This window comes from Nocardia africana NBRC 100379 (genome assembly GCF_001612635.1).
GTDB lineage: Bacteria > Actinomycetota > Actinomycetes > Mycobacteriales > Mycobacteriaceae > Nocardia > Nocardia africana.
On sequence record NZ_BDAV01000014.1, the window covers coordinates 68,123 to 90,698 of the forward strand.

At 68.8% G+C, this 22,576-nt stretch carries 19 protein-coding genes; 8 read left to right on the top strand and 11 right to left on the bottom strand.

Translation table 11 applies throughout. The annotated features are described in order from the left end of the window. Positions 1-51: 51 nt before the first annotated feature. Both pheS and NA3_RS25165 read right to left on the bottom strand, forming a co-directional pair. Complete coding sequence (gene pheS, locus NA3_RS25160; protein ID WP_062966134.1) at positions 52-1,125, bottom strand: phenylalanine--tRNA ligase subunit alpha; 1,074 nt, start codon at positions 1,123-1,125, stop codon at positions 52-54. A gap of 314 nt (positions 1,126-1,439) precedes the next feature. Then, a complete protein-coding gene (locus tag NA3_RS25165) occupies positions 1,440-2,918 on the bottom strand; it encodes an MFS transporter (RefSeq protein WP_084491854.1) in 1,479 nt (492 codons plus the stop codon). Between the two features lie 145 nt (positions 2,919-3,063). Between NA3_RS25165 and NA3_RS25170 the strand changes: the two genes are divergently transcribed. Together NA3_RS25170 and NA3_RS25175 are read left to right on the top strand one after the other, a co-directional pair. Beyond that, entirely contained in the window at positions 3,064-3,636 is a 573-nt protein-coding gene (locus NA3_RS25170; protein WP_062966135.1) for a TetR/AcrR family transcriptional regulator, read from the top strand. A 187-nt stretch (positions 3,637-3,823) separates the two neighbouring features. Beyond that, entirely contained in the window at positions 3,824-6,244 is a 2,421-nt protein-coding gene (locus NA3_RS25175) for an MFS transporter (RefSeq protein WP_062966136.1), read from the top strand. 82 nt (positions 6,245-6,326) lie between these two features. Here the strand turns inward: NA3_RS25175 and NA3_RS25180 are convergent, their stop codons facing one another. The 4 genes from NA3_RS25180 to infC all read right to left on the bottom strand — a co-directional run bounded on the left by NA3_RS25180 (position 6,327) and on the right by infC (position 8,643). Next, the gene (locus NA3_RS25180) at positions 6,327-7,175 is read right to left on the bottom strand and encodes a TrmH family RNA methyltransferase (protein WP_062966339.1); all 849 of its coding nucleotides are present in this window, start codon (positions 7,173-7,175) and stop codon (positions 6,327-6,329) included. Positions 7,176-7,246: 71 nt separating this feature from the next. Next, the gene (gene rplT, locus NA3_RS25185; RefSeq protein ID WP_025348785.1) at positions 7,247-7,627 is read right to left on the bottom strand and encodes a 50S ribosomal protein L20; all 381 of its coding nucleotides are present in this window, start codon (positions 7,625-7,627) and stop codon (positions 7,247-7,249) included. A gap of 74 nt (positions 7,628-7,701) precedes the next feature. Next, positions 7,702-7,896, bottom strand: a complete 195-nt coding sequence (rpmI, locus tag NA3_RS25190; RefSeq protein WP_030518931.1) for a 50S ribosomal protein L35 — start codon at positions 7,894-7,896, stop codon at positions 7,702-7,704. Between the two features lie 66 nt (positions 7,897-7,962). After that, the gene (gene infC, locus NA3_RS25195) at positions 7,963-8,643 is read right to left on the bottom strand and encodes a translation initiation factor IF-3 (RefSeq protein ID WP_036500642.1); all 681 of its coding nucleotides are present in this window, start codon (positions 8,641-8,643) and stop codon (positions 7,963-7,965) included. A gap of 375 nt (positions 8,644-9,018) precedes the next feature. Between infC and NA3_RS25200 the strand changes: the two genes are divergently transcribed. Then, positions 9,019-9,393: a DUF1844 domain-containing protein gene (locus NA3_RS25200; RefSeq protein WP_062966138.1), complete on the top strand. Its 375-nt coding sequence runs from the start codon at positions 9,019-9,021 to the stop codon at positions 9,391-9,393. A 50-nt stretch (positions 9,394-9,443) separates the two neighbouring features. Here the strand turns inward: NA3_RS25200 and NA3_RS25205 are convergent, their stop codons facing one another. The 3 genes from NA3_RS25205 to NA3_RS25215 all read right to left on the bottom strand — a co-directional run bounded on the left by NA3_RS25205 (position 9,444) and on the right by NA3_RS25215 (position 12,075). Further along, complete coding sequence (locus NA3_RS25205) at positions 9,444-10,058, bottom strand: TetR/AcrR family transcriptional regulator (RefSeq protein WP_062966139.1); 615 nt, start codon at positions 10,056-10,058, stop codon at positions 9,444-9,446. 5 nt (positions 10,059-10,063) lie between these two features. Next, positions 10,064-10,891 (bottom strand): class I SAM-dependent methyltransferase, encoded by an 828-nt coding sequence (locus NA3_RS25210; protein ID WP_062966140.1) that lies wholly within the window; start codon positions 10,889-10,891, stop codon positions 10,064-10,066. 215 nt (positions 10,892-11,106) lie between these two features. Continuing rightward, positions 11,107-12,075, bottom strand: a complete 969-nt coding sequence (locus NA3_RS25215; RefSeq protein WP_062966141.1) for an NAD(P)H-dependent flavin oxidoreductase — start codon at positions 12,073-12,075, stop codon at positions 11,107-11,109. A 209-nt stretch (positions 12,076-12,284) separates the two neighbouring features. Here NA3_RS25215 and NA3_RS25220 point away from each other — a divergent pair, with 209 nt between their 5' ends. After that, the gene (locus NA3_RS25220) at positions 12,285-12,506 is read left to right on the top strand and encodes a hypothetical protein (RefSeq protein ID WP_062966142.1); all 222 of its coding nucleotides are present in this window, start codon (positions 12,285-12,287) and stop codon (positions 12,504-12,506) included. Next, positions 12,506-13,804: a hypothetical protein gene (locus NA3_RS25225; RefSeq protein WP_062966143.1), complete on the top strand. Its 1,299-nt coding sequence runs from the start codon at positions 12,506-12,508 to the stop codon at positions 13,802-13,804. The genes NA3_RS25220 and NA3_RS25225 overlap by 1 nt, the downstream gene beginning before the upstream one ends. Positions 13,805-13,882: 78 nt before the next feature. Here the strand turns inward: NA3_RS25225 and uvrA are convergent, their stop codons facing one another. Beyond that, entirely contained in the window at positions 13,883-16,837 is a 2,955-nt protein-coding gene (gene uvrA / locus NA3_RS25230; protein WP_062966144.1) for an excinuclease ABC subunit UvrA, read from the bottom strand. A 129-nt stretch (positions 16,838-16,966) separates the two neighbouring features. Continuing rightward, a complete protein-coding gene (locus tag NA3_RS25235) occupies positions 16,967-18,109 on the bottom strand; it encodes a beta-ketoacyl synthase N-terminal-like domain-containing protein (protein WP_062966145.1) in 1,143 nt (380 codons plus the stop codon). Between the two features lie 306 nt (positions 18,110-18,415). On the opposite strand from NA3_RS25235, the gene NA3_RS25240 reads away from it, so the two are divergent. The 3 genes from NA3_RS25240 (at position 18,416) to NA3_RS25250 (ending at position 22,555) form a co-directional block, all read left to right on the top strand. Continuing rightward, positions 18,416-19,756, top strand: a complete 1,341-nt coding sequence (locus NA3_RS25240) for a diguanylate cyclase domain-containing protein (protein WP_308189530.1) — start codon at positions 18,416-18,418, stop codon at positions 19,754-19,756. Positions 19,757-19,766: 10 nt separating this feature from the next. Continuing rightward, entirely contained in the window at positions 19,767-20,102 is a 336-nt protein-coding gene (locus tag NA3_RS25245; protein ID WP_062966147.1) for an antibiotic biosynthesis monooxygenase family protein, read from the top strand. A gap of 65 nt (positions 20,103-20,167) precedes the next feature. Next, a complete protein-coding gene (locus tag NA3_RS25250) occupies positions 20,168-22,555 on the top strand; it encodes a HelD family protein (RefSeq protein WP_062966148.1) in 2,388 nt (795 codons plus the stop codon). The last annotated feature ends 21 nt before the right edge of the window (positions 22,556-22,576 follow it).

Genomic DNA, 22,576 nt, shown 5'->3' on the forward strand with positions numbered 1-22,576 from the left:
ACGTTTCGCTTCCTCGTATGAAGGGTTCTCGGGTGGTGGATGGGGCCGGACTCAGGCGCGGATGCCGAACGGCAGCGTGAAGCGCACATCGCCCTCGACGATGTCGCGCATATCCGGAATGCCGTTGCGGAACTGCAGGGTGCGCTCGAGTCCCATCCCGAAGGCGAATCCGCTGTAGACCTCGGGATCGATACCGCTGGCGATCAGCACCTTCGGGTTGACCATGCCGCAGCCGCCCCATTCGACCCAGCCGGCGCCGCCCTTCTTGTCCGGGAACCACACGTCGACTTCGGCGGAGGGCTCGGTGAACGGGAAGTAGTTGGGCCGCATGCGGGTTCGCGTGTCGGGACCGAACAGCGCCCGCGCGAACGCGTCCAGCGTGCCGCGCAGATGCGCCATGGTCAGGCCCTTGTCCACGGCCAGACCCTCGACCTGGGAGAAGACCGGGGTGTGGGTGGCGTCGAGTTCGTCGGTGCGGAAGGTGCGGCCCGGACACACGACGTAAATCGGCAGCTCGCGCGACAGCATGGAACGCACCTGCACCGGGGAGGTGTGGGTGCGCAGGACCTGCCTCGATCCTTCCGGCGCCACATGGAAGGTGTCCTGCATGGTGCGAGCCGGGTGATCCGGCAGGAAGTTCAGCGCGTCGAAGTTGAAGTGCTCGGTCTCGACCTCCGGGCCCTCGGCGACCTCCCAGCCCATGCCGACGAAGACGTCCTCGATCTGCTCGGAGATCACCGTGATGGGATGGCGCGCGCCGATCGGACTCCGCCGGGCCGGCAGCGTGACGTCGATCGCCTCGGCCACCAGGACGGCGGCGTCGCGTTCGGCGAGCAGCTGGGCGCGGCGGGCCTCGAAGGCGTCCGAGACCCGGCCGCGGGCCACGTTCACCCGCTTACCGGCGTCGGCCTTGTCCTGCTTGGGCAGCCCGCCCATCGCCCGCTGAGCCAGGGCGATCGGCGATTTGCCGCCCATATGCTCGGTCTTGGCGGTGGCGAGCGCATCCAGGTCGGCCGCGGCCGCGAACGCCTTTTCCGCGGCGGCGGCAGCAGCGGAGAGAGCCTCTTCGCTGAGCGCCTCCGCCGGCGTCGCTGACTGCTCGGCTGCATCCTTCTCGTCGGCCACGATGGTTCGTCTCTCCCCTGGGCTGGTCGGGTCCGTGCGGTTGCCTGCATACGCGCATCGGGCATCGGCACATGCGATGCACGACTATGCGATGCCAACCATTGTCGCTGGTCGAATCGTAGGCGATGTCGGCAGGCCGCCTCACACGGATATTTCCGGCGTTCGGACACTCCGCGGCATCGGCCCGACCACCGGCAATCGGTGCATCGGGGGCGGCGACGAGGCGCGCCGCCCGGGATCCGAGCGACGCGCCTGTGCAGGCCGTCTTGCGAGGCAGTCCCGGCCCGGTCACCGACGGCGCGCCGGACCCGATGTCACGCGTGGGCCGGTGCGGTCACAGCGTCGTGGGCCGAGTCCGGCGCACTGGCCGGCGCCTCGATCGCGACGATGTGACGCGGCAACCGCAGTGCGACGATCACGGCCCCGACCGCCACGATCACCGCGCCGGTCCACACGGCCGGAACCAGCCCGTCGACGAATCCCTGCGGACTCACATACGACCCGTGAGAGGCGAAGATCGAGGCCAGAATCGCCACACCGATCGCGACGCCCACCTCGCGGATGGTGTTGTTCGTGCCCGAGGCCATCGCCCGATCCTCGGCGGCGGCACTCGCCATGACGACGGTCGCGCTGGGCGCGAAGGTCAGGCCCATGCCGACGCCGCCGAGCACCATGGCGCCGATGAACGAGTCGTAGCCGGCGTCGACCGTACTCACCGTCGCCATCCAGGCCAGGGCCGCGGCGAGCATCGCCTGTCCGGCCACCAGCATGGTCCGGGCGCCGATCCGTCCGACGAACAGGCCGGCCAGCGGGGCCACGACCATGGGCGCGGCGGTCCAGGGAAGGGTGCGCAGACCGGATTCGAAGGGGCTGTAGCCGCGCACGACCTGGAAGTACTGCGAGATCAGAAAGATCGCGCCGAAGACACCGACCGCGAAGGTGAAGCTGGTGATGTTGCTGACCCGGAAGGCGCGCGACCGGAACAGTCGCAGCGGCAGCATCGGGGCGGGGGTTCGCCGCTCCCAGGCGATGAAGACGGCCAGTAGCGCGGCCCCGCCGAGCAGGCCGCTCAGCACCGGCGCGGAGGTCCAGCCGTCGTCGGCGCCGTGCACGACCGCCCACACGATCGCCAGCACTCCGCCCGCCGACAACACCAGTCCGAGCGGATCGAAACGCCGTGCGCCGCCGAAGGATTCACCGAGCACCCGGGCCGCGAAGGGCAGCACCGCGATGCCGATCGGCACGTTCAGCCAGAAGATCCACTGCCAGCTCAGGCCGCCGACGACAGCGCCGCCGACCACCGGGCCCACCGCGATGCCCAGTCCGGAGATGCCGCCCCAGATGCCGATCGCGGCACTGCGCATCTTCTCCGGCACCGCGTCGGACAGCAGCGTCAGCGACAGCGGCATGACCGCCGCGCCGCCGAATCCCTGAATCGCGCGCGCGGCCACCAGCATCCACGGCTCGGTCGCCAGGGCGCAGGCCGCCGACGCGGCGGTGAACAGCGCGATGCCGAGGAGGAATATCCGGCGGCGGCCGAATCGGTCGCCGAGCGCGGAGGCAGTGAGCAGCAGCGACGCGAAGGACAGGGTGTAGGCGTTGACGAACCATTGCAGGTCGCTCAGCGAGGCGTTCAGTTCGGTGCGGATCACCGGCAGCGCGTTCGTGACGACCAGATTGTCCAGGGCGACCATGAACATCGGAATGCCGACGGCGGCCAGGACGGCGCCCAGCGGTCGGCGGAGGGAGCCGGACGTGCCGGCGCCGGGAGTGGTTTCGAGGGTGGAGGTCATCGCAGATCCTTTGTTGTTATCGACTGATAACTTGATATCGAAAAGAGTATGCATCCGCTGATAACATGTCAACAGGTAGCAGTGCGCGACTCGATTCGCCCACGCCGCGCGCTACCGTGACCGTCGGACGATCGCGAGGAGGACCATGGCGGACTCGACCCGCACGCGGCTGACCGCAGCCGAGCGCAGCGAGCAGGTACTGACCGCTGCGGTCACCGCCTTCGCCGAAAGCGGTTACGCCGCAACGAAAACCGATGAGATCGCCCGCCTCGCCGGCGTGTCGCAGCCCTACGTGATCCGGCTGTTCGGCACCAAGGAACGATTGTTCGTCGCCGCGATCAACCAGTCCTGCGGGCGGATCGAACAGGTTTTCCGCGCCGCGCGCGCCGACGCACCGGCGAACGCGACCCCGCAGGAAGCGCTGCAGGCGCTCGGCAAGGGCTACGAGGTCTTCCTCGCCGAACGGGAACTGCCGCTCATCCTGCTGCACGGCTTCTCCGCCAGCGCCGATCCGGCGATCGGCGACAACGTCCGCGAGCGTTTCGGGCGCATCTACGACCTGGTCCGCGAACTCACCGGCGCCGACGCCGACGATGCCCGCCGGTTCATGGCCACCGGCATGCTCATCACCGTCATGACGGCCATGCAGGTGATCGGACCCGATGCGGTGCCGACCCGCTGGGCCGAGGAAATCAACGCCTGCCTCGCGGACGACTGACCAGCCATTTCGCCCCACCGCGCCCGGATGTGATCGAACACACCGGGCGTTCGGCCTTTGCGCAGCGTTCTCACAGGATTATAGTTACTTTCGTTAATCAACTTGTTTGATATCTCCCGAACACTTCGTGATGCGGCGACATCGGCGACCCGCCGAGCGCCGCATCGACCGCTTCCGAAAGAGAACGATGGCAATCACCTCTGCGAACGACGCCGCGCGCAGATCCCCGGAATCGGGTGACACGGCGGCGATGACGCACCGGCAGATCATGGAGGCCCTGTCCGGTCTGCTGCTGGGCATGTTCGTCGCGATCATCTCCTCCACGATCGTGACCAACGCGCTGCCGAAGATCATCGGCACGCTGGGCGGCGGACAGTCCGCCTACACCTGGGTCGTCACCGCCTCCCTGCTCGCGATGACGGCCACCACCCCGCTGTGGGGCAAACTCGCCGACCTGTTCAGCAAGAAGGCGCTCGTCCAGATCGCTCTGCTGATCTATGTGGCCGGTTCCGTGGTCGCGGGTCTGTCGCAGAATCCGGGCATGCTGATCGCCTGCCGCGCGGTGCAGGGCATCGGCGCGGGCGGTCTGTCCGCCCTGGCCCAGATCGTGATGGCCGCGATGATCTCCCCGCGCGAACGCGGCCGCTACAGCGGCTACCTGGGCGCGGTGTTCGCCGTGGCGACCGTCGGCGGCCCGTTGCTCGGCGGTGTCATCACCGACACCAGCTGGCTGGGCTGGCGCTGGTGCTTCTACGTCGGTGTGCCGTTCGCGGTGGTCGCGCTGATCGTGCTGCAGCGCACCCTGCGTCTGCCCGTCACCCGGCGCGAGGTGAAGGTCGACTGGCTCGGCGCCTTCCTGGTCACCGCGGCGGTGTGCCTGCTGCTGGTGTGGGTCACCTTCGCCGGCGACAAGTACGCGTGGGCGTCCTGGCAGACCCTGGTGATGGTGCTCGGCGCCGTCGTACTCGCCGTGCTGTTCGTCTTCGCCGAATTGCGGGCCGCCGAACCGATCGTGCCGATGCACCTGTTCGCCAACCGCACCATCAGCCTCGCCTCGGCAGCCTCGCTGTTCATCGGTGTCGCGATGTTCGCGGGCACCGTGTTCTTCAGCCAGTACTTCCAGCTGGCGCGCGGTGAATCGCCCACGATGTCGGGCATCATGACCATCCCGATGATCGGCGGCCTGTTCATCTCCTCCACGGTGTCGGGCCAGATCATCACCCGCACCGGCCGGTGGAAGGCGTGGCTGGTCACCGGCGGCTTCCTGGTCACCGCCGGCCTCGGTCTGCTCGGCACCATCCGCTACGACACCGACTACTGGCTGGTGGCGATCTACATGGCGATGATGGGCCTGGGCATCGGTATGACGATGCAGAACCTGGTGCTGTGCACCCAGAACCAGGTGGCGCCGCACGAACTCGGCGCGGCCAGCTCGCTGGTGACGTTCTTCCGCAGCCTCGGCGGCGCGATCGGCGTCTCGGCGCTCGGCGCGGTGATGGCCGAGCGGGTGAAGGACTACATCAGCGACGGTCTGAGCCACCTGAATCCGGCCGCGGCGCGGGCCATGGGCGGCGGCAGCCAGATCCCGGACATCTCCGCCCTGCCCGGTCCGGTCCGCACGGTCGTCGAGGACGGCTACGGTCACGGCATCGCCGACGTGTTCCTCATCGCGGCGCCCATCGCGCTCGTCGCATTCCTGCTGACGCTGTTCATCAAGGAGGTCGCGCTGCGGACCACCGGCGCGCTGGCACAGGCCGCGGAGTCGGAGTCGGGGCCCGAACCGGTGCTCTCGGCCCAGGTCATGGCCGAGGATGCCTCGGGCCTGGTGCCGGAGGAGTTCGTGAGCACCGGGATCACGGTCCACGGGCGCGTGCGGGCCGGTGACGGCACGCCGGTGACACGCACCGCGCTCACCCTGATCTCCCCCACCGGCCGCCAGATCGGCCGTGCCATCGCCCGCGGTGACGGGCACTACGCCCTCGACGCACCGGAACCCGGTTCGTACGTGCTGATCGCCTCGGCCGACGGATTCCAGCCGCAGGCCACGCCGATCACGGTGGGCGCGCGGCCGCTGGAACACGATGTGCGGCTGAGCGGTATGAGCGGATTGGCCGGCACCGTGCGGGCGGCCGACGACGGCGCCCCGGTGGCCGATGCGCTGGTGATCGTGACCGACAGCCGCGGCGATGTGCTGGCGGCGGGGGCCTCCGGTCCCGAGGGCGACTACGCGCTGACCGAACTGGTCCCCGGGCCGGTGACCGTCGCGGTCAACGCCGCCACGTTCCAGCCGGTGGCGTTGCCGGCGGAGGTCGGCAGCCAGGGCATCACCCAGCTCGATGTGGTGCTCTCCCGCGGCGCGCAACTGCGCGGTGTCGTGTACGGCGCGCACGGTCCGCTGGGCGATGCCCGGGTGAGCCTCGTCGACGCGGCGGGTGCGGTGATCGACAGCACCACCACCGACGCCGACGGCAGGTACCTGTTCGCCAATCTCGCGGTCGGCGACTACACGGTGGTGGCGTCCGGTTACCCGGAGACCACCTCCACGCTGACCCTGGCCGCGGGGTCCGGTGACCACCACGTGATCGAGCTGGCACACCCGCGCGACTGATCGACACAGGTGTGGGCGCCGGATACGAATATCCGGCGCCCACAGTCGTATTCGGGGCCCGTCGCCGCGGCCCGGCCGGGCGCTACGGGCGGTGGCGGACCCGGGCGTCGGCGTAGAGACAGATCGCGGCGGCGGCGGCCAGGTTCAGGCTTTCCGCGCGGCCGTGGATGGGGATGCGGATGCGGTGGTCGGCACGGGCGGCGACGGCCGGGTCCAGGCCGTGCGCCTCGTTGCCGAAAAGCCATGCGGTGCCGCCCGATTCGCCCGCGGTGCGCAGCAGGTCGTCGGCGTCGTCGAGATCGACCTCACCCCGCGCGGTGGTCGCGAGCACCGTGATGTCCTTGTCGCGCAACGCGTTCAGCACGGCGTCGATATCGCGGTCGCGCGCGATCGGGACGTGGAACAGGCTGCCCGCGCAGGCGCGCACACATTTGCCGTTGTGCGGATCGACCGAATCACCGGCCAGCACGACACCGTTCGCGCCGACGGCATCGGCCACGCGAATCAACGTTCCCGCATTGCCCGGATCGGACATCTCGACCGGAACCGCCAGCATGCGAGACGCGGCCGCGTGGCCGTCCACCCCCTCGCGCGTCTGCGGCGACGTGGTTCCCGACAGCACTTGGCCCAGGGGCACATCCACGAGCCGGCAGACCGCGACCAAACCGGGTGGGGTGACGGTCTCCCCCAGATGTTGCGCCGCCCGCTCACTCACCAGGCTGGTGCGGACACCGAGCGCGGCGGCCGTGGCCACCAGTTCGTGGTCGCGTTCGGCCGCGCGGCTCGAGTAGAACAGCTCCTCGACCCGCTCGGTATCCAAGGCCGCGGCCACGGAATTGGCGCCCTCGGCCAGGAAGAGACCGCTCTTGCGGCGAGAGGCCGAACGGTGCAGCTTGACAGCGGAAACGACCCGCGGATTGCGTTCCGACAGTTCCGGATTCGTCCGGTCGTCGGAGCCGCGCTCCGCGGGTCGTTTCGACGTGTTGGTCAACTGGTCGCAGCTCAGGCGGCCGGGGCGTTGACATCCTCCGGCAGGGCGGCCTTGGCCACCGCCACCAGGCCGGCGAACGCCTCGGCGTCGGAGACGGCGAGCTCGGCGAGGATCTTGCGGTCGACCTCGACACCCGCGGCCTTCAGGCCCTGGATGAAGCGGTTGTAGGTGATGTCGTTGAGCCGCGCCGCGGCGTTGATACGCGCGATCCACAGCTTGCGGAAGTCACCCTTGCGAGCCCGGCGGTCCCGGTAGGCGTAGGTGAGCGAGTGCAGCTGCTGTTCCTTGGCCTTGCGGTACAGCCGCGAGCGCTGCCCGCGGTAGCCCTTGGAGGCCTCGAGCACGGAACGGCGCTTCTTCTGAGCGTTGACGGCCCTTTTGACGCGTGCCACTGGTCAGTCCTTGTTCGATCGAGGGGCGCGGCGGGCGCCCACAGGTTGGGAGAGGGAACGGTGCGCGAGTGCGCTCAGATACCGAGCAGCTTCTTCACGCGACGGACGTCCGCGGGCGCGACGACCTCCGTGCCGTCCAGACGACGAGTCCGGCGGCTGGACTTGTGCTCGAGCAGGTGGCGACGGTTCGCCTGCTGGCGCAGCAGCTTGCCGCGACCGGACACCTTGAATCGCTTCGAGGTGCCGCTGTGGCTCTTCATCTTCGGCATGGATTCCTCAATCTTGTCTCGTTCCGGCGGCATCGCATCGTGCGATACCGCCGGTGCTGTATCGGTTTACTGCGGGCTGGCCGCTTCGGCTTCCGGCGCGGGCGCCGAACCGGCCGCAGCGTCGCCCCCAGCGGGCGCGGAACTGCCGGGCGCCGAACCACGCTGCGCGGTCTGCTGCGCGGCGGTCTGCGCCTTGACCCGGGTCTTCGCGCCCTTGTGAGGTGCGAGGACCATCGTCATGTTCCGGCCGTCCTGCTTGGCGGAGGTCTCCACGAAGCCGAGGTCGGCGACGTCGGAAGCCAGCCGCTGCAGCAGCCGGAAACCGAGTTCGGGACGCGACTGCTCGCGACCACGGAACATGATGGTGACCTTGACCTTGGACCCGGCCTCGAGGAACCGCATCACGTGTCCCCGCTTGGTCGCGTAGTCGTGGTCATCGATCTTCGGACGGAGCTTCTGCTCCTTGATCACGGTCTGCTGCTGGTTCTTGCGGGACTCGCGCGCCTTCTGCGCGGTCTCGTACTTGAACTTGCCGTAGTCCATGATCTTGCAGACCGGTGGACGCGCGTCCGGTGCGACCTCGACGAGGTCGAGGTCAGCCTCTTGGGCGACGCGTAGTGCATCTTCAACACGCACGATCCCTACCTGCTCACCCCCCGGTCCGATGAGTCGGACCTCGGGGACGCGGATGCGATCGTTGATGCGGGTCTCAGTGCTGATGGGGCCTCCTAGGTCAAGCGGTGTCATCCAACGACCGCGAGCAACAACTGCAACCCCATACCCAACACGAAAGCCCCGTCGCGGTATTTCACCGCCACGGGGCCCGAATGTCGACCGGTCGCCGCGGGCGTCCATCACCAGGACTGCCACCTCGACCTCGCCACGGACGGATCCGAGCGAGAACCCACCGCATACGGCGGGTGACCGGACCATCGAACCTGGCACGCAGGCCGGCCGATGGTGGGAGTCGGGCTCCACTTACAGCCCCGAGCCGGTGCGCTGGATCGGTTCCAGCACGGGACCGGGGCGGTCGTCGCCGACCACTTTAACACCGGAGACGCCCCTACTCCCAATCGGCCGCCCCCGCAACCCGGCGATGCGACTCGATGACATGCTACGGATATGAGCGAGCATGCCGGCGACCAGTCGGCCCTGAGTGAGTCCGCGGATCCGGAAACCGTGCGGGAGCTGGCCGATATCCCCGCCGTCGAGGTGATCAGCCGGGCCGCGGTGATGCTGATGAGCTCGGCCGCCGAGAAGCTCGGCCTCGCCGACGAGGATCCCGATTCCAGCCCGCGTCGCGATCTGGACGAGGCCCGGCGCGTGATCACGGCCCTCGCCGGGCTGGTGACGGCCTCGGTCGAATATCTGGGCCCGCACGCCGGACCCATTCGCGAGGGTCTGCAGTCGCTGCAACGCGCGTTCCGCGAGTCGTCGGCGCATCCGGATGCGCCGGGCGCGGGACCGGGTGAGAAGTACACCGGGCCGGTCTACTGAGCCGAGGGTCCGATCGGCGCGGCAACGGGTGGCCGTGCCGCGCCGGGCATTCACCGCACGGCGATCCCCGACAGCAGGGTGGCGACGACGGCATCGACCGGGGGTGGCGCGAACGGGTGCGGCGTGCCCGAGAGCAACGACGACAGCACCGCGTCGTGACAGATGCCGACCAGGACGGCGGCGGCCGCATCGACGTCCGCATCGGCCGCCAGCCGGCCCAGATCGCGTTCGGCACGCAGATAGACGACCAGTTCCTCGCGCCAAATCCGTTGCCGGCCTTCCGTTTCGGCGAATCTGGCCAGGACCGCGGGCTGGGTGATCAGGCCCGCGAACACCGGCAAGACCGCCTGATGCAGCGCCAGCCCCTGACGCAGGCACACCGCCAGGTTCTCCGCGAGATCGCCGCTACCGGCGGCGGGTAGCGGCGGGAAGCTCCGATCCACCGATTCCACATGAGCCCGCAGCGCCGCGGCGAGCAATTCCTCCTTGTCGGCGAAATGGTTGTAGAGCACCCCGTCGGACACCCCGGCCGCCCGCGCGATGGCGCGCACGGTGAGCCCGGCGCTGCCCTGTTCGGCGAACAACTTCTCGGCCGTGGCGATCAGATGGGCGCGCAGATCGCGATCGTCGCGGTCGTGCAGCGCCGCCGCCCGTCGGGGTGACATGGGAACTACGGTAGTGCGACGGTGGCGGTGACGAGCCGGGAGGCCGCGCGCAACCGGATCGGACCGTCGCCGGCGAACGGCGCGAGGGCGGCGGCGACCGCCGCCCGCACCTCGGCATCGGTGCCGAAATCGTTGCGCAACCGGTGATATCGCACGGGCCCCCAGCCCACGACGAATTCGGTGGCGTCGTCGACATCCGCTCCCCAGACGCTGTCGGTGACGACGAGTTCGTTCTCGACGCCGGCGAATCCGGCCGCGCCCAGCAGGTCGGCAGTGGCCACGGGGTCGGCGAGGGCGCTGAAGCCGTGCCCCACCTCGAAACCGGGCAGATGTGCCGCGGCCGCGGCGAAGACACCGGCGATCTCGGAGTCCGCCATGGCCGGGACCGCTACCGCGAGCCGCCCGCCGGGACCCAGAGCACGCGCGATGTTGGTGAACGCCGCCACCGGATCCGCGAAGAACATGATGCCGAACCGGCTGATCGCCACATCGTAGGAGCCGGGCGCGAACCCGAACACCTGCGCATCGCCCTGTTCGAACGAAACATTGTCCACACCTTCGGATTCGGCGAGCAGGCGCGCTCGCGCGAGCATCGGCCCGGAGAGGTCGACCCCGGTCGCCGAGGCCGCCCTGCGCGCCGCCGCTCGCGTCAATTGCCCGTTCCCGCAACCGATATCGAGGACGCGATCTCCCGGCCCGATGGTCGCGGCGGTCAGCAACGGCTCGTTGATTCCGGAGTTCACCGCGTCGTAACGGTCGGCATGGTCTGCCCAATGTTCGCCCTCGTACCCGTTCCACGCCTCGGACTGTGCGGTGTTGACGATGTGGGTCATCACGGTCTCCTCGCGAATATTATGAACAAGTGTTCATGAACGTGTGTTCATAATGGTCGATGGGACGTCCGGTCGTCAAGGTGCCGGCGCACCCCGATCGGTGTCGGCGGCAGACCGCTCGGCGTGATCGACCGGGATCCTCAGTGCCGCCGGAGAACCACTGCCGTGAGCGCCGAGGCGCGACGTCGTCCGCGGCGTGACGAGTCCGTCGCGGATCAGTTGTCGCGCATCGTGATTCGGCGCAGAGCCGCTTCGGTCTCGGCGGCGAGCACACCCACCAGTTCGGTGGCCGACGCGATCGAGGTGACCCGGTCCACGGCTTGGCCCGCCCACACCGGAACAGCGGTGAGGTCGTTGCGGGCGGCGGCCGCACGGTAGTCGCGCAGGGCGGCCTCGTCGGTGCGCAGTTCCTCGTCGCGGCCGCGCCAGTGATCGATGAAGGGGTTGCGCAGGGTGCGGGCCGGATACTTCTCGGGCCACGGTGCGCCGCGCGCGATGTCGAGCGTCCAGTTCACCTCGGTATCGCCGCCGGCGGCATCCACCAGGGCCTTGCCGAGTTCGGCGGGCACGAGAGCCTCGTGGGTCGCCTGTAAGCGGGTGCCCACCATCGCCCCCGCCGCGCCGAGCGCCAGAGCGGCCGCGATCGCACGCCCGTCGGCGATTCCGCCGGCCGCGAGCACCGGCACCGAACCGGCGAGATCGACGACCGTCGGCACGAACGACAGCGTCCCGATGCCCTGGGCGGCACAGTGGCCACCGGCGTCGCTGCCCTGCGCCACCAGCACATCCGCGCCCGCGTCCAGCGCCCGCCGCGCCTCCTCGACATCGGTGACCTGGACGATCAACACCGCACCGGCGTCGCGGACGGTGGCCGCGAGCGGCATCGGATCGCCGAAGGACAACACCACCGCGGCCGGGTCGAACGAGAGCGCGTGGTCGAGCACGGCCCGGTCGATCGCCCAGCTCAGGAAGCCGACTCCCCATGGCGCGGTGGTGTTCTCGCGCACCAGTCGCAGTTCGCGCTCGACCCATTCCCGGTCGCCGCGACCCCCACCGACGAGCCCCAGACCGCCACCCTCGGAGACCGCTGCGGCCAGCGCCCCGCCCGCTTCCCCACCCATGGGAGCGGACACGATCGGGTGGCGGACGGAGAAGATGTCGGTGAATGCGGTCGGGATCGCCATGCCCCGATCGTCGCAGGTGTGCGCGGCGGACGTGACGGCGGCGTGCGAACCGATTGATGGTTACCGCACTCGAGCACTCTCCGCTTTTCGCGGTGACTTGCCCCAACGCGGGCACTTTCGCCCGGACCGCGCGGTAGCCGCCTTCTATGATTCGCCGGATGTCTTCATGGGTACGTTCAGCCGAAGACGTGACGATACCGGGGTGCAGCATGACCGCCAGAAGAGATCTGGACCACGAACTCGGCGGGCCGATCGCCGCCACGGATCTACTGACCGATCACGAGTGCGCCGACCTGTTGCAGCTGTTCACGCAGGCGCGTCGGGAGGAGGCGCAGGCGCTGTCGCAATCGGTGGACGCGATGATCAGCGCCCTGCCGCGGCCGTTGCGCGGGCCGGCGAAGAAGATCATGTTCGGGAGCCTGCTGGACTGATGACGGATCCGGTAACCCGCGCCCAGCTCATCCTGCTCGCCCGCACGCTGCACGTTCCGCCGGAACGACTCGCTCATCTCGAGCGCCTCGGCGCCCAGAATCTGCACGAGCTGCAGCAGCGGATGGCCGCGATCGTCTTCGATCAGCATGCCGAAACCTTCAAGCGGATCAGCAGATTGGTGCCGGTCATCCCGCTCGGCATCTCGATGCCGCTGGTGCAGAAGCTGGTGCCGCCCGCGCTGACCGGGCGCGCGGCCGGCGCGGTGGGCGTCGATCACCCGAAGAAGGCCGCCGAAACCGTCGCGCTGCTGGGCATCGGCTACGCGGCCGACTGCGCGCCGTATCTCGACCCGCGCACGGTCGGTGAACTGGCCGATATCGCACCACCGGAACCGATCGTGCAGATCGTCAACGAGGTCCTGCGCCGGCGCGACTACATCACCGCGGGGCCGTTTCTCGGCTACGCCTCACCTCGGCTGATCGAAGCCGTGGAGCGCGGCGTCCCCGACGACGAAGGCCTGATCTTCTCGGCGTCGTTCGCCTTCTCCACCAGCGCCCTGACCTCCGTGCTGCGCCAGCTGCTGAACGGCCCGGCGCGCCGGATGCCGCGCATGATCCAGACCGTGCTGCACGGGTCGCCGGAGTTGCGGCTGGCGGCGTTGTCGATCTTCGCGCGCTGCGATGCCGACGTCGTCGCCGACGTGGGAGATATCGCGCTGGGCGTCGGGACGCCCGCCGTGCTGTGCAATCTGGTGGCGACCGCGATCCACGGCGGGGCGGTGCGCGATCTGGCCGTCTTCTTCGGCACCCTGCGCCCGCCCGCCTTGACCGCGATGGCGGCACTGCCGATCTTCACCGATACCGCGGTGGCCGCCGCGCTGCTGCAGGGACTGGAGGGCTGCTCCGATCCGGCGCCCTGGCGCGGGTTGTTCGCCCTTCTGGCACAGCTCGATCCCACGATGCGGCCGGCGCTGGCCGATATGCTCGCCCAGCAGTCCGACGCCACCATCACGGCGTTGCCCTCGCACGCGACGGAGGCCGATCTGTGGCCCATCCTGCTGGATATCGTTGCGGCGGGCGATCATTCGGTGCAGACGCGGATCGGCAGCCGCTGGGCGATGCTGCCTCCGGAGCGCCGCGCGGGCGTGCGATGGCATCTGGACGAACGCGGCGAGGACCCGCGGCTGACCACGGTCGCCGGCGCGGTGGCCGCCAGTTCGGTCTCGGTGGAGGAGGTCTTCTTCCGGCGCCGGCAGCTCGGCCGCCGCCGCGGGGCCGGCAACTGGGACGCCGTCTGAACGAAATGTCACCCGTGCGGCGTCGAGACGCGACGGACCCGCCGGAAACCAGCGGGTCCGTCGCGTACTACTCGCGACTCAGCCGACCGCAGCGGTCTTCCGGCGCCCGGCCGGCTTCGCAGCCGCCGCCTTGGTGGCCGGCGCCTTCTTCGCCTTGGTCGTCTTCGCCGGTGCGGCCGGCTTGTCGAGGACCTCGCGCAGGAACTGGCCGGTGTAGCTGTCGGCAACGGCCGCAACGTCTTCCGGGGTTCCCTGCGCGATCACCGTGCCACCGCCGGAGCCGCCCTCGGGACCCATATCGATCACCCAGTCGGAGGTCTTGATGACGTCCAGGTTGTGTTCGATGACGATCACCGTGTTGCCCTTGTCGACCAATCCGTTGATCACCGCTAGGAGTTTGCGGATGTCCTCGAAGTGCAGGCCGGTGGTCGGCTCGTCGAGGATGTAGACCGTGCGCCCGGTCGAGCGCTTCTGCAGTTCGGCGGCCAGCTTCACGCGCTGCGCCTCACCACCGGACAACGTCGGGGCGCTCTGGCCCAGCCGCACATAGCCCAGGCCGACATCGACCAGGGTCTTGAGGTATCGGTGGATCGAGGTGACCGGCTCGAAGAATTCGGCCGCCTCCTCGATCGACATATCGAGCACCTCGGCGATGGTCTTGCCCTTGTAGTGCACCTCGAGGGTTTCCCGGTTGTACCGGGCGCCGTGGCACACCTCGCAGGGCACGTACACATCCGGCAGGAAGTTCATCTCGATCTTCAACGTGCCGTCGCCGGAACACGCCTCGCACCGGCCGCCCTTCACATTGAAGGAGAACCGGCCCGGCTGATAGCCGCGCACCTTGGCCTCGGTGGTGGCCGCGAACAGGGTGCGGATCTTGTCGAAGACCCCGGTGTAGGTCGCGGGGTTCGAGCGCGGCGTGCGCCCGATCGGGGACTGGTCGACCTGCACCAGCTTGTCGAGGTGGTCGAGTCCGTTGATCCGGGTGTGCCGGCCGGGCACCTGCCGCGCACCGTTGAGCTTGTTCGCCAGCACGGTCGCCAGGATGTCGTTGACCAGCGTCGACTTGCCGGAACCGGAGACACCCGTCACCGAGGTCAGCACGCCGAGCGGGAAGGCGACATCGATGCCGCGCAGATTGTGCTCGTTCGCGCCGACGACGGTGAGCTGCTTCTTCTTCGACACCGGCCGGCGTACCAGCGGCACCTCGATCACTTCGCGGCCCGAAAGATAGGCGCCGGTCAGCGAATTCGGATCCTCGAGCAGACCCGGATACGGACCGCTGTAGACGACCTGGCCGCCGTGCTCGCCGGCCAGCGGGCCGATGTCGACCACCCAGTCCGAGGAGTGGATGGTGTCCTCGTCGTGCTCGACCACGATGAGCGTATTGCCGAGATTGCGCAGCCGCGTGAGGGTTTCGATCAGGCGCCGGTTGTCGCGCTGGTGCAGGCCGATGGACGGCTCGTCGAGCACGTACAGCACGCCGACCAGTCCCGAACCGATCTGGGTGGCCAGCCGGATCCGCTGCGCTTCACCGCCGGACAGCGTCGCCGCCGCACGCGACAGGGTCAGATATTCCAAGCCCACATCGAGCAGGAAGCCCAGCCGGGCCTGAATCTCCTTGAGGACCTGCCCGGCGATCGCGGCCTCCCGCTCCCCCAGCTCGAGCGAGTTCAGGAAACGCGAGCAGTCGCGGATCGAGAGATCACACACCTCGGCGATGGAACGGCGTCCGCCTTCGGCGTTGAGCGTGACGGCCAGGATCTCCGGGCGCAGCCGCGCACCGCTACAGACCGGGCACGGCACATCGCGCATGTACCCGTCGTAGTGCTCCTTCATCTGCTCGGATTCGGTGCTCTCCAGCCGCCGCTGCAGGAACGGCATCACGCCCTCGAAATCGGCGTAGTAGGACCGCTTGCGGCCGTAGCGGTTGGTGTAGGACACGTGCACCTGATCGGAGCTGCCCTCGAGCACGGCCTTACGGGCCTTGAGCGGCAACGTATTCCACGGCGCGTCCATCGAGAAGCCGATCGCCTCGGACAGCCCCGACAGCAACCGGTTGAAGTATTCGGCGGTCTGCCCGCGCGACCACGGGGCGATCGCGCCGTCGTTGAGGCTCAGTTCCGGATCGGGCACCACCAGATCCGGATCGACCTCCTTGCGAATGCCGAGACCGGTGCAGTCCGGGCAGGCGCCGTACGGCGAGTTGAAGGAGAACGAACGCGGTTCCAGATCCTCGATATCGAGCGGATGACCGTTCGGGCAGGCCAGTTTCTCCGAGAACCGCCGCTCGCGGTCGTGTGCGTGTTCGTCGCGATCGACGAAGTCCAAGACCACGATGCCGTCGGCCAGCCGCAGCGCCGTCTCGATCGAATCCGTCAGGCGCTGTTTGGACGTCGGCTTGACGGCCAGCCGGTCGATCACGACCTCGATGTCGTGCTTCTCCTGCTTCTTCAGCTTCGGCGGCTCGGTGAGCGGATACACCACGCCGTCGACCCGTACCCGGGAATAGCCCTGGGTGTTGAGCTGGTCGAACAGGTCCACGAATTCGCCCTTGCGGGTGCGCACCACCGGCGCCAGCACCTGGAAACGGGTGCCGGGCTCCATCTCCAGCACCTGATCCACGATCTGCTGCGGGGTCTGCTTGGCGATCAGCTCACCGCAGACCGGGCAGTGCGGGGTTCCGGCGCGGGCGTAGAGCAGGCGCAGATAGTCGTAGACCTCGGTGATGGTGCCGACGGTCGAGCGCGGATTGCGGTTGGTCGACTTCTGGTCGATCGACACCGCCGGAGAGAGTCCCTCGATGAAATCCACATCGGGCTTGTCCATCTGCCCCAGGAACTGGCGCGCGTACGCCGACAACGATTCGACGTAGCGGCGCTGACCCTCGGCGAAGATGGTGTCGAAGGCGAGGCTCGATTTACCGGACCCGGAGAGTCCGGTGAACACGATGAGGCTGTCCCGTGGCAGGTCGAGGTCCACTCCCTTCAGGTTGTGCTCCCGAGCTCCGCGCACGGTCAACAGATCCGCCACCGGCTGTCCCTTCTCGATCGAAATTCGGCGTCCAGAATCTCCCCGGACGCCATGCTAGGCACACCCACCGACAAGTTCGGCGACACGACCGCGAGCGGCCCCGTTCCGGACCGCGAGCGGACTCGGCCGTCACGCCGGACCGAGCACCACCACGGAGTTGTGCCCGCCCATGCCGAGCGAGGTCTTCACCGTGAATCCGCCGTCGAACGGGGTGGGTCCGTCCAGCAGGCGAGGATGCGCCTCGGCCACGATCGGCGGCGCCACCACGACGCCGCGCTCGTACCCCAGCGCCGTCGCCGCGATCTCGACGCCGGCCGCCGCACCCATGCAATGTCCGGTCAGCGGCTTGATCGAATAGACCTGCGGGCGGTCGTCGAAGATCCGCGCCAGCACGGCCCGTTCGGCCACATCGCACTGCCGGGTTCCCGGTCCGTGCGCGTTGTAGTAGCTCACGTCCCCGGGGCGCACCCCGGCCCGGTCCAGGGCCCGGTGCGTACAGTCCAGTATCCGCTCCAGACCGGGATCCACGGACACGACGTGATAAGCGTCATTGGTCATCGCCCCGCCCAGCATCGCGCAGTACGGCCGCTCGACCTGCCGGGACACCACGAACGCCACCGACGCCTCGCCGAAGCTGAACCCCCGGCTGCCCTCCTGGAACGGACGGCACGCCTCCAGCGGCTCGGCATCGATCACCGCCGCACCCATCTGCACGAAGTGGTGCACCATATCGGGGCTGGCCGACAGATCGGTGGTCACGCAGACCACGTCGTCGGCGAAACCCTGATCCAGCCACATCTGTGCGGTGATCAGGGCAACGTTGGCCGAACTGCAGGCCGCCGAGACGTTCATCGACGGCCCGTGGAAGCCGAATTCCTGCATCAGCAGCGAAATCGGAGTCGACGGCAGCAGCCGCAGATAGTCGCGAGAGCGGCGGCGGCTGCCGTCGTCGAGGTAGAAATCCTCCCAGTCCCGGACGTCGCCGAGCACGATCGCGTGGATCACCCCGACCGTGCGGCCCGGACGCCAGCCTCGTCCGGCGGCATCGGCGATCGCCTCGCGCGCGGCCTCCTGAACCGCGCGGGCATACCGGCTCGGGCTCAGCGACTCGTCGCCCCCGTCGGGTACCAGGGCGATCCACGCGTATTCGTCGCGGTCGGGACCGTAGCCGGGATAGAGTCCGGCGGCCGCCTTACCGGTGTGCAGTCCGCGCCACAGCGTCTCCCGGCCCCAGCCGTAACCGCTGACCACGCCGATACCTGCGATCGGCATACGATCTTGATATTCTCGAGTCGACATCGGGGTTGTGTTCGGCATTCGCGCTCCTACACCCGGCCTGGGCAGCTGCCTCCGGCGTAACACCCGGTCCGGCCCCCCGACCGGACCGAACCCGAACCCGACAGCGTACCCTCCGCCGATACCGCGGGAACGGGCACCTGTCATGATCACCCACAGGCCCGATGAGAACCTGAACTGTGACCGAACCAATACCGTCCACACTGTGATCCGCGGTACGTCACCATCAGAATGATCCCGTGCGCCAATTGACCTGAGCAGGCCATGATCAGGGGGTTACATGTGGTTGAGGCAGGTGAGAACCGGCCCGAGGCCGTGATGGACGCCGAACTGCTCGCCCAGCGGTACCGCACCCTGGTCGAGCACAGTCCCGACGGCGTCGTCGTGCACGAGGACGGCGTCGTCGTCTACGCCAATCCGGCGATCGTGCGGCTGCTGGCCGCCCCCGGAGTGGACGAGGTGGTCGGACATCCGGTCACCCAGTTCGTGGCGCATCGCGACGTGCCGGCGATGCTCGAGCGCATCGATCGGCTGCACCAGACCGGCGACGCGTCCGAGACGGCGGAAATGACGCTCATTCGCAGCGACGGCCAGGCGGTCGACGTCGAGACGGTCTCGGTGCTCACCGTCTGGCAGAACCGGCTCGCCTATCAGGTGGTGATCCACGACCTCACCGCTCAGCGCCGCGCCGAGGCCGCGCAACGCCGGGCCGAACACCATTTCACGGCCGTGGTGTCGCAACTCGAGGAGGGTGTGGTCGTCATCGACCGCGAGGGCCGCATCGAGTCGATCAACCCGGCTGCGCTGCGCATCTTCGGTCAGGAAAGCGACAATCTGGTCGGCCGCCGCATCGATTCGCTGCCGCTGGCGCTGCTGGACGCGAACGCCCAGCCGCTGGCCCCGAGCCACCATCCGGTGGCGCGAACCCTGGCCACCGGGGAAACGATCTCCCGCTACGTGTTCGGCGTGGACCGCCCGGACGGCCAGCGGCGCTGGCTGTCGGGTTCGAGCCGGTTGCTCAACCCCGGAGCACCCGACTCGCCGGCCGTCTCCTCGTTCAACGACGTCACCGAATTCCGCGCCAGCCGAAGGCAATTGGAGTATCAGGCGACCCACGATCCGCTCACCGGGCTGGCCAACCGATCGCTGGTGCTCTCGCGGCTGGCCACCGCGCTGGGCGTCGACGAACAGTCGCCGGTGTCGAACGTGCTGTTCATCGACCTCGATGGATTCAAGGCCATCAACGACACCCTGGGCCACGCGATCGGCGATACCGTGCTGCAGATCGTGGCCCAGCGGTTGCAGCGCGGCCTGCGCACCGACGACGTGGTGGGCCGCATCGGCGGCGACGAATTCCTGGTGCTGCTGTCGGGCCGCACCCAGCCGGACGACCTGGACGGCCTGATCACCCGGCTGCGCCAGACCATGGCCGAGCCGATCATCGCCCGCGGCCACCGCATCCACGTCGAGGCATCGATCGGCGTCACCGCGCTGCGCCCGGGTGATCCGCGCACTCCCGAAGCGGTCCTGCACGATGCGGATCTGGCGATGTACCGTGCCAAACCGGCGACCTCCGAGAGCAATGCCCTGGGACGGCGGCCGAACAACACCCACGCCTCCTGAAAGACCCGCGATGATCCTCGAACACGCGCTGCTGCCCGTCCGGCCCGAACACACGGCCGAATTCGAGGCGGCGTTCGAGCAGGCGCGCCCCTTGATTGCCCGCGCGCCGGGGTTCCGGTCGCTGACGCTGTCGAGATCCGCCGAGTCACCGAACACCTATCTGCTGCTGGTCGAGTGGGAGCAACTCAGCGATCACACCGAGGGCTTCCGCGGCTCCGCGGACTATCAGGACTGGAAGCGACTCCTGCATCACTTCTACGATCCGTTCCCGGTGGTGCAACATTTCACTACCGTGTGCGCGACGCGTTCACCTGCGACTACGGCGAGTCCGGCGAACCACAACTAGACTCGACGATTCCGTTCTCTTCGCGCGCGGCCCGCTCGGCCCCTGTGGTGACAAGGAGTTCCGTTTTGCCCGACCGCCTCACCGAGGATCGCCCCGCCGCCGACCGCGCCGCCGAACTGGAACGGGAGCAGAGCTATCTCACCCTGCTGTATCAGCGGCTCGACGGTATGCGCGAATACGCCCAGCGCCGGCTTCGGACGGTGCTGCTGGAAACGGGCGGCACCCCGCAGGCCCGCAGCGAGCGCGAATCGTTCACCCAGCTCTACTCCGAGGACCTGGCCAAATACGACGCCGCCGAGAACGGGCTGTGCTTCGGCCGGATCGATCTGTCCGCCGGGAACACCGAGGACACCGGCGACGCGAGCGCCGAGGGCGAGTACCGCTACATCGGCCGCCTCGGCATCCTCGACGAGGACGACGACTACAACACCCTGCTCCTGGACTGGCGGGCCCCGCTGGCCCGCCCGTTCTACCTCGCCACGACCGCTGCCCCCGACGGCGTGACCCGTCGCCGCCACATCCGCTCGCGCAATCGCACCGTGACCGGTATCAGCGATGAATACCTCGATCTGGAGATGGCGCGACAAGCCGGCGCGATCGACTCCGACGACGGCGGTGTCGGCAGTGAGAGCGCCCTGCTCACCGCCTTGAACGCGGCGCGCACCGGCCATATGACCGACATCGTCGAAACGATCCAGAGCGAGCAGGACGCCATCATCCGCTCCGAGCACCGCAGCGTCCTGGTGGTGCAGGGCGGTCCGGGTACCGGGAAGACCGCGGTCGCGCTGCATCGTGCGGCGTATCTGCTCTACACCTACCGCCAGCAGCTCGACAAGGCCGGCGTGCTGATCATCGGCCCCAACTCCACCTTCCTCGACTACATCGGCCAGGTACTGCCGTCGCTGGGCGAGACCGGCGTGCTGCTGTCCACGATCGGCAATCTGTATCCGGGAGTCGACGCGACACTGGAGGATTCGCTGCGCGCGGGCGAACTCAAAGGTTCGCTCGACATGATCGATGTGCTGAAGAAGGCGGTGCGCGACCGGCAGGAGGTGCCGCGCGACCCGGTCCGCCTCGACTTCGACGGGTACGAGCTGACGCTGGATCGCAAGATCGCCACCCGTGCCCGCGGCCGGGCGCGCTCCTCGCGCCGCCCGCACAACCTCGCCCGCCCGATCTTCGCCGCCTCGGTGGTCGACGCGCTGACCGACCAGCTGGCACAGATCATCGGCAAGGACCAGTTCGCCGAGACCGTCGACGAGGCGGATGCCGCCGCGGGCCGGCGCCCGTCGGGCTCCGGGCGCAATCTGCTGAGCCAGGCCGACCTCACCGAGATTCGCGACGAGATGCGCGCCGACGCCGGCATTCAGCGCGCCATCGCGCAGTTGTGGCCGATTCTGACGCCGCAGCAGGTGCTCGCCGACCTCTGGGCCGAGCCCGAACGGCTGGCGCATGCCGCGGACCGCCTCAGTGCCGAGGACCGCAAGGAGCTGTTCCGCGCGCTCGACCCGGCGCGCGGGCCCGCCTTCGCGGCCGCGGACGCGCCGCTGCTCGACGAGCTGGCCGAACTCCTGGGCATCGACGACGCGGAGGAGCGGGAACGCTCGCGGCGGCGGTGGCGCGCACAGCTGGCCGAGGCGCAGGAGGCACTCGACATCCTGACCGGTTCGGCGCCACAGGATCTCGAGGACGATCTGGATCCGGAAATCCTCATGGCCTACGACCTGATCGACGCCGGGCAGCTCGCCGAACGCCAGCACGTGCGCAACCGCCAGACGACCGCCGAGCGGGCGGCCGGCGATCGGAGCTGGACCTACGGACACGTGATCATCGACGAGGCCCAGGAACTGTCGGAGATGGCGTGGCGAATGGTGATGCGGCGCATCCCGAATCGCTGGGTGACGGTGGTCGGCGACGTCGCGCAGACCGGAGATCCGGCGGGCGCCTCGTCCTGGCAGCGAATGCTGGAACCCTATGTCGCACAGCGCTGGAAGCTCACGGAGCTGACGGTCAACTATCGGACGCCCGCCGAGATCATGGCGGTGGCCGCCGATGTGCTGGCGGCGATCGATCCGGAGGCGACCATTCCCCGATCCGTGCGGGAATCCGGCTTTCCGCCCCGGGCCGTGCAGGTCGCGGCCGGCGGCTCGCTGGCCGCGGTCACCGAACTCGTCGCCGCCGAGGCGGACAAGCCGGGAATCACCGCCGTGCTCGCCCCGCATGCGACGGTGAGCGAATTCGCCTCGCTGGCGGGCGATTCCGTGCAGGTGCTGACGGTGGCGGAGGTGAAGGGCCTGGAGTTCGACGCGGTCGTGCTGGTGGAACCGCAGACCATCCTGGACGAGTCGCCGCGCGGACTCAACGATCTCTACGTGGCGCTCACCCGTGCCACCCAGCGATTATCGGTGGTCCACACCGGCGCACTGCCCGAGGTCCTCGGCGCGTTGCGCTGAGGCCCCGGGCGGCAGGCCGGG

Coding starts and splice junctions, on each gene's coding strand:
- NA3_RS25165 (WP_084491854.1), bottom strand. CDS start 2,918: ATGACCTCCACCCTCGAAACCACTCCCGGCGCCGGCACGTCCGGCTCC.
- NA3_RS25170 (WP_062966135.1), top strand. CDS start 3,064: ATGGCGGACTCGACCCGCACGCGGCTGACCGCAGCCGAGCGCAGCGAG.
- NA3_RS25175 (WP_062966136.1), top strand. CDS start 3,824: ATGGCAATCACCTCTGCGAACGACGCCGCGCGCAGATCCCCGGAATCG.
- rpmI (WP_030518931.1), bottom strand. CDS start 7,896: ATGCCGAAGATGAAGAGCCACAGCGGCACCTCGAAGCGATTCAAGGTG.
- infC (WP_036500642.1), bottom strand. CDS start 8,643: ATGACACCGCTTGACCTAGGAGGCCCCATCAGCACTGAGACCCGCATC.
- NA3_RS25200 (WP_062966138.1), top strand. CDS start 9,019: ATGAGCGAGCATGCCGGCGACCAGTCGGCCCTGAGTGAGTCCGCGGAT.
- NA3_RS25205 (WP_062966139.1), bottom strand. CDS start 10,058: ATGTCACCCCGACGGGCGGCGGCGCTGCACGACCGCGACGATCGCGAT.
- NA3_RS25210 (WP_062966140.1), bottom strand. CDS start 10,891: ATGACCCACATCGTCAACACCGCACAGTCCGAGGCGTGGAACGGGTAC.
- NA3_RS25215 (WP_062966141.1), bottom strand. CDS start 12,075: ATGGCGATCCCGACCGCATTCACCGACATCTTCTCCGTCCGCCACCCG.
- NA3_RS25220 (WP_062966142.1), top strand. CDS start 12,285: ATGACCGCCAGAAGAGATCTGGACCACGAACTCGGCGGGCCGATCGCC.
- NA3_RS25225 (WP_062966143.1), top strand. CDS start 12,506: ATGACGGATCCGGTAACCCGCGCCCAGCTCATCCTGCTCGCCCGCACG.
- NA3_RS25235 (WP_062966145.1), bottom strand. CDS start 18,109: ATGCCGATCGCAGGTATCGGCGTGGTCAGCGGTTACGGCTGGGGCCGG.
- NA3_RS25245 (WP_062966147.1), top strand. CDS start 19,767: ATGATCCTCGAACACGCGCTGCTGCCCGTCCGGCCCGAACACACGGCC.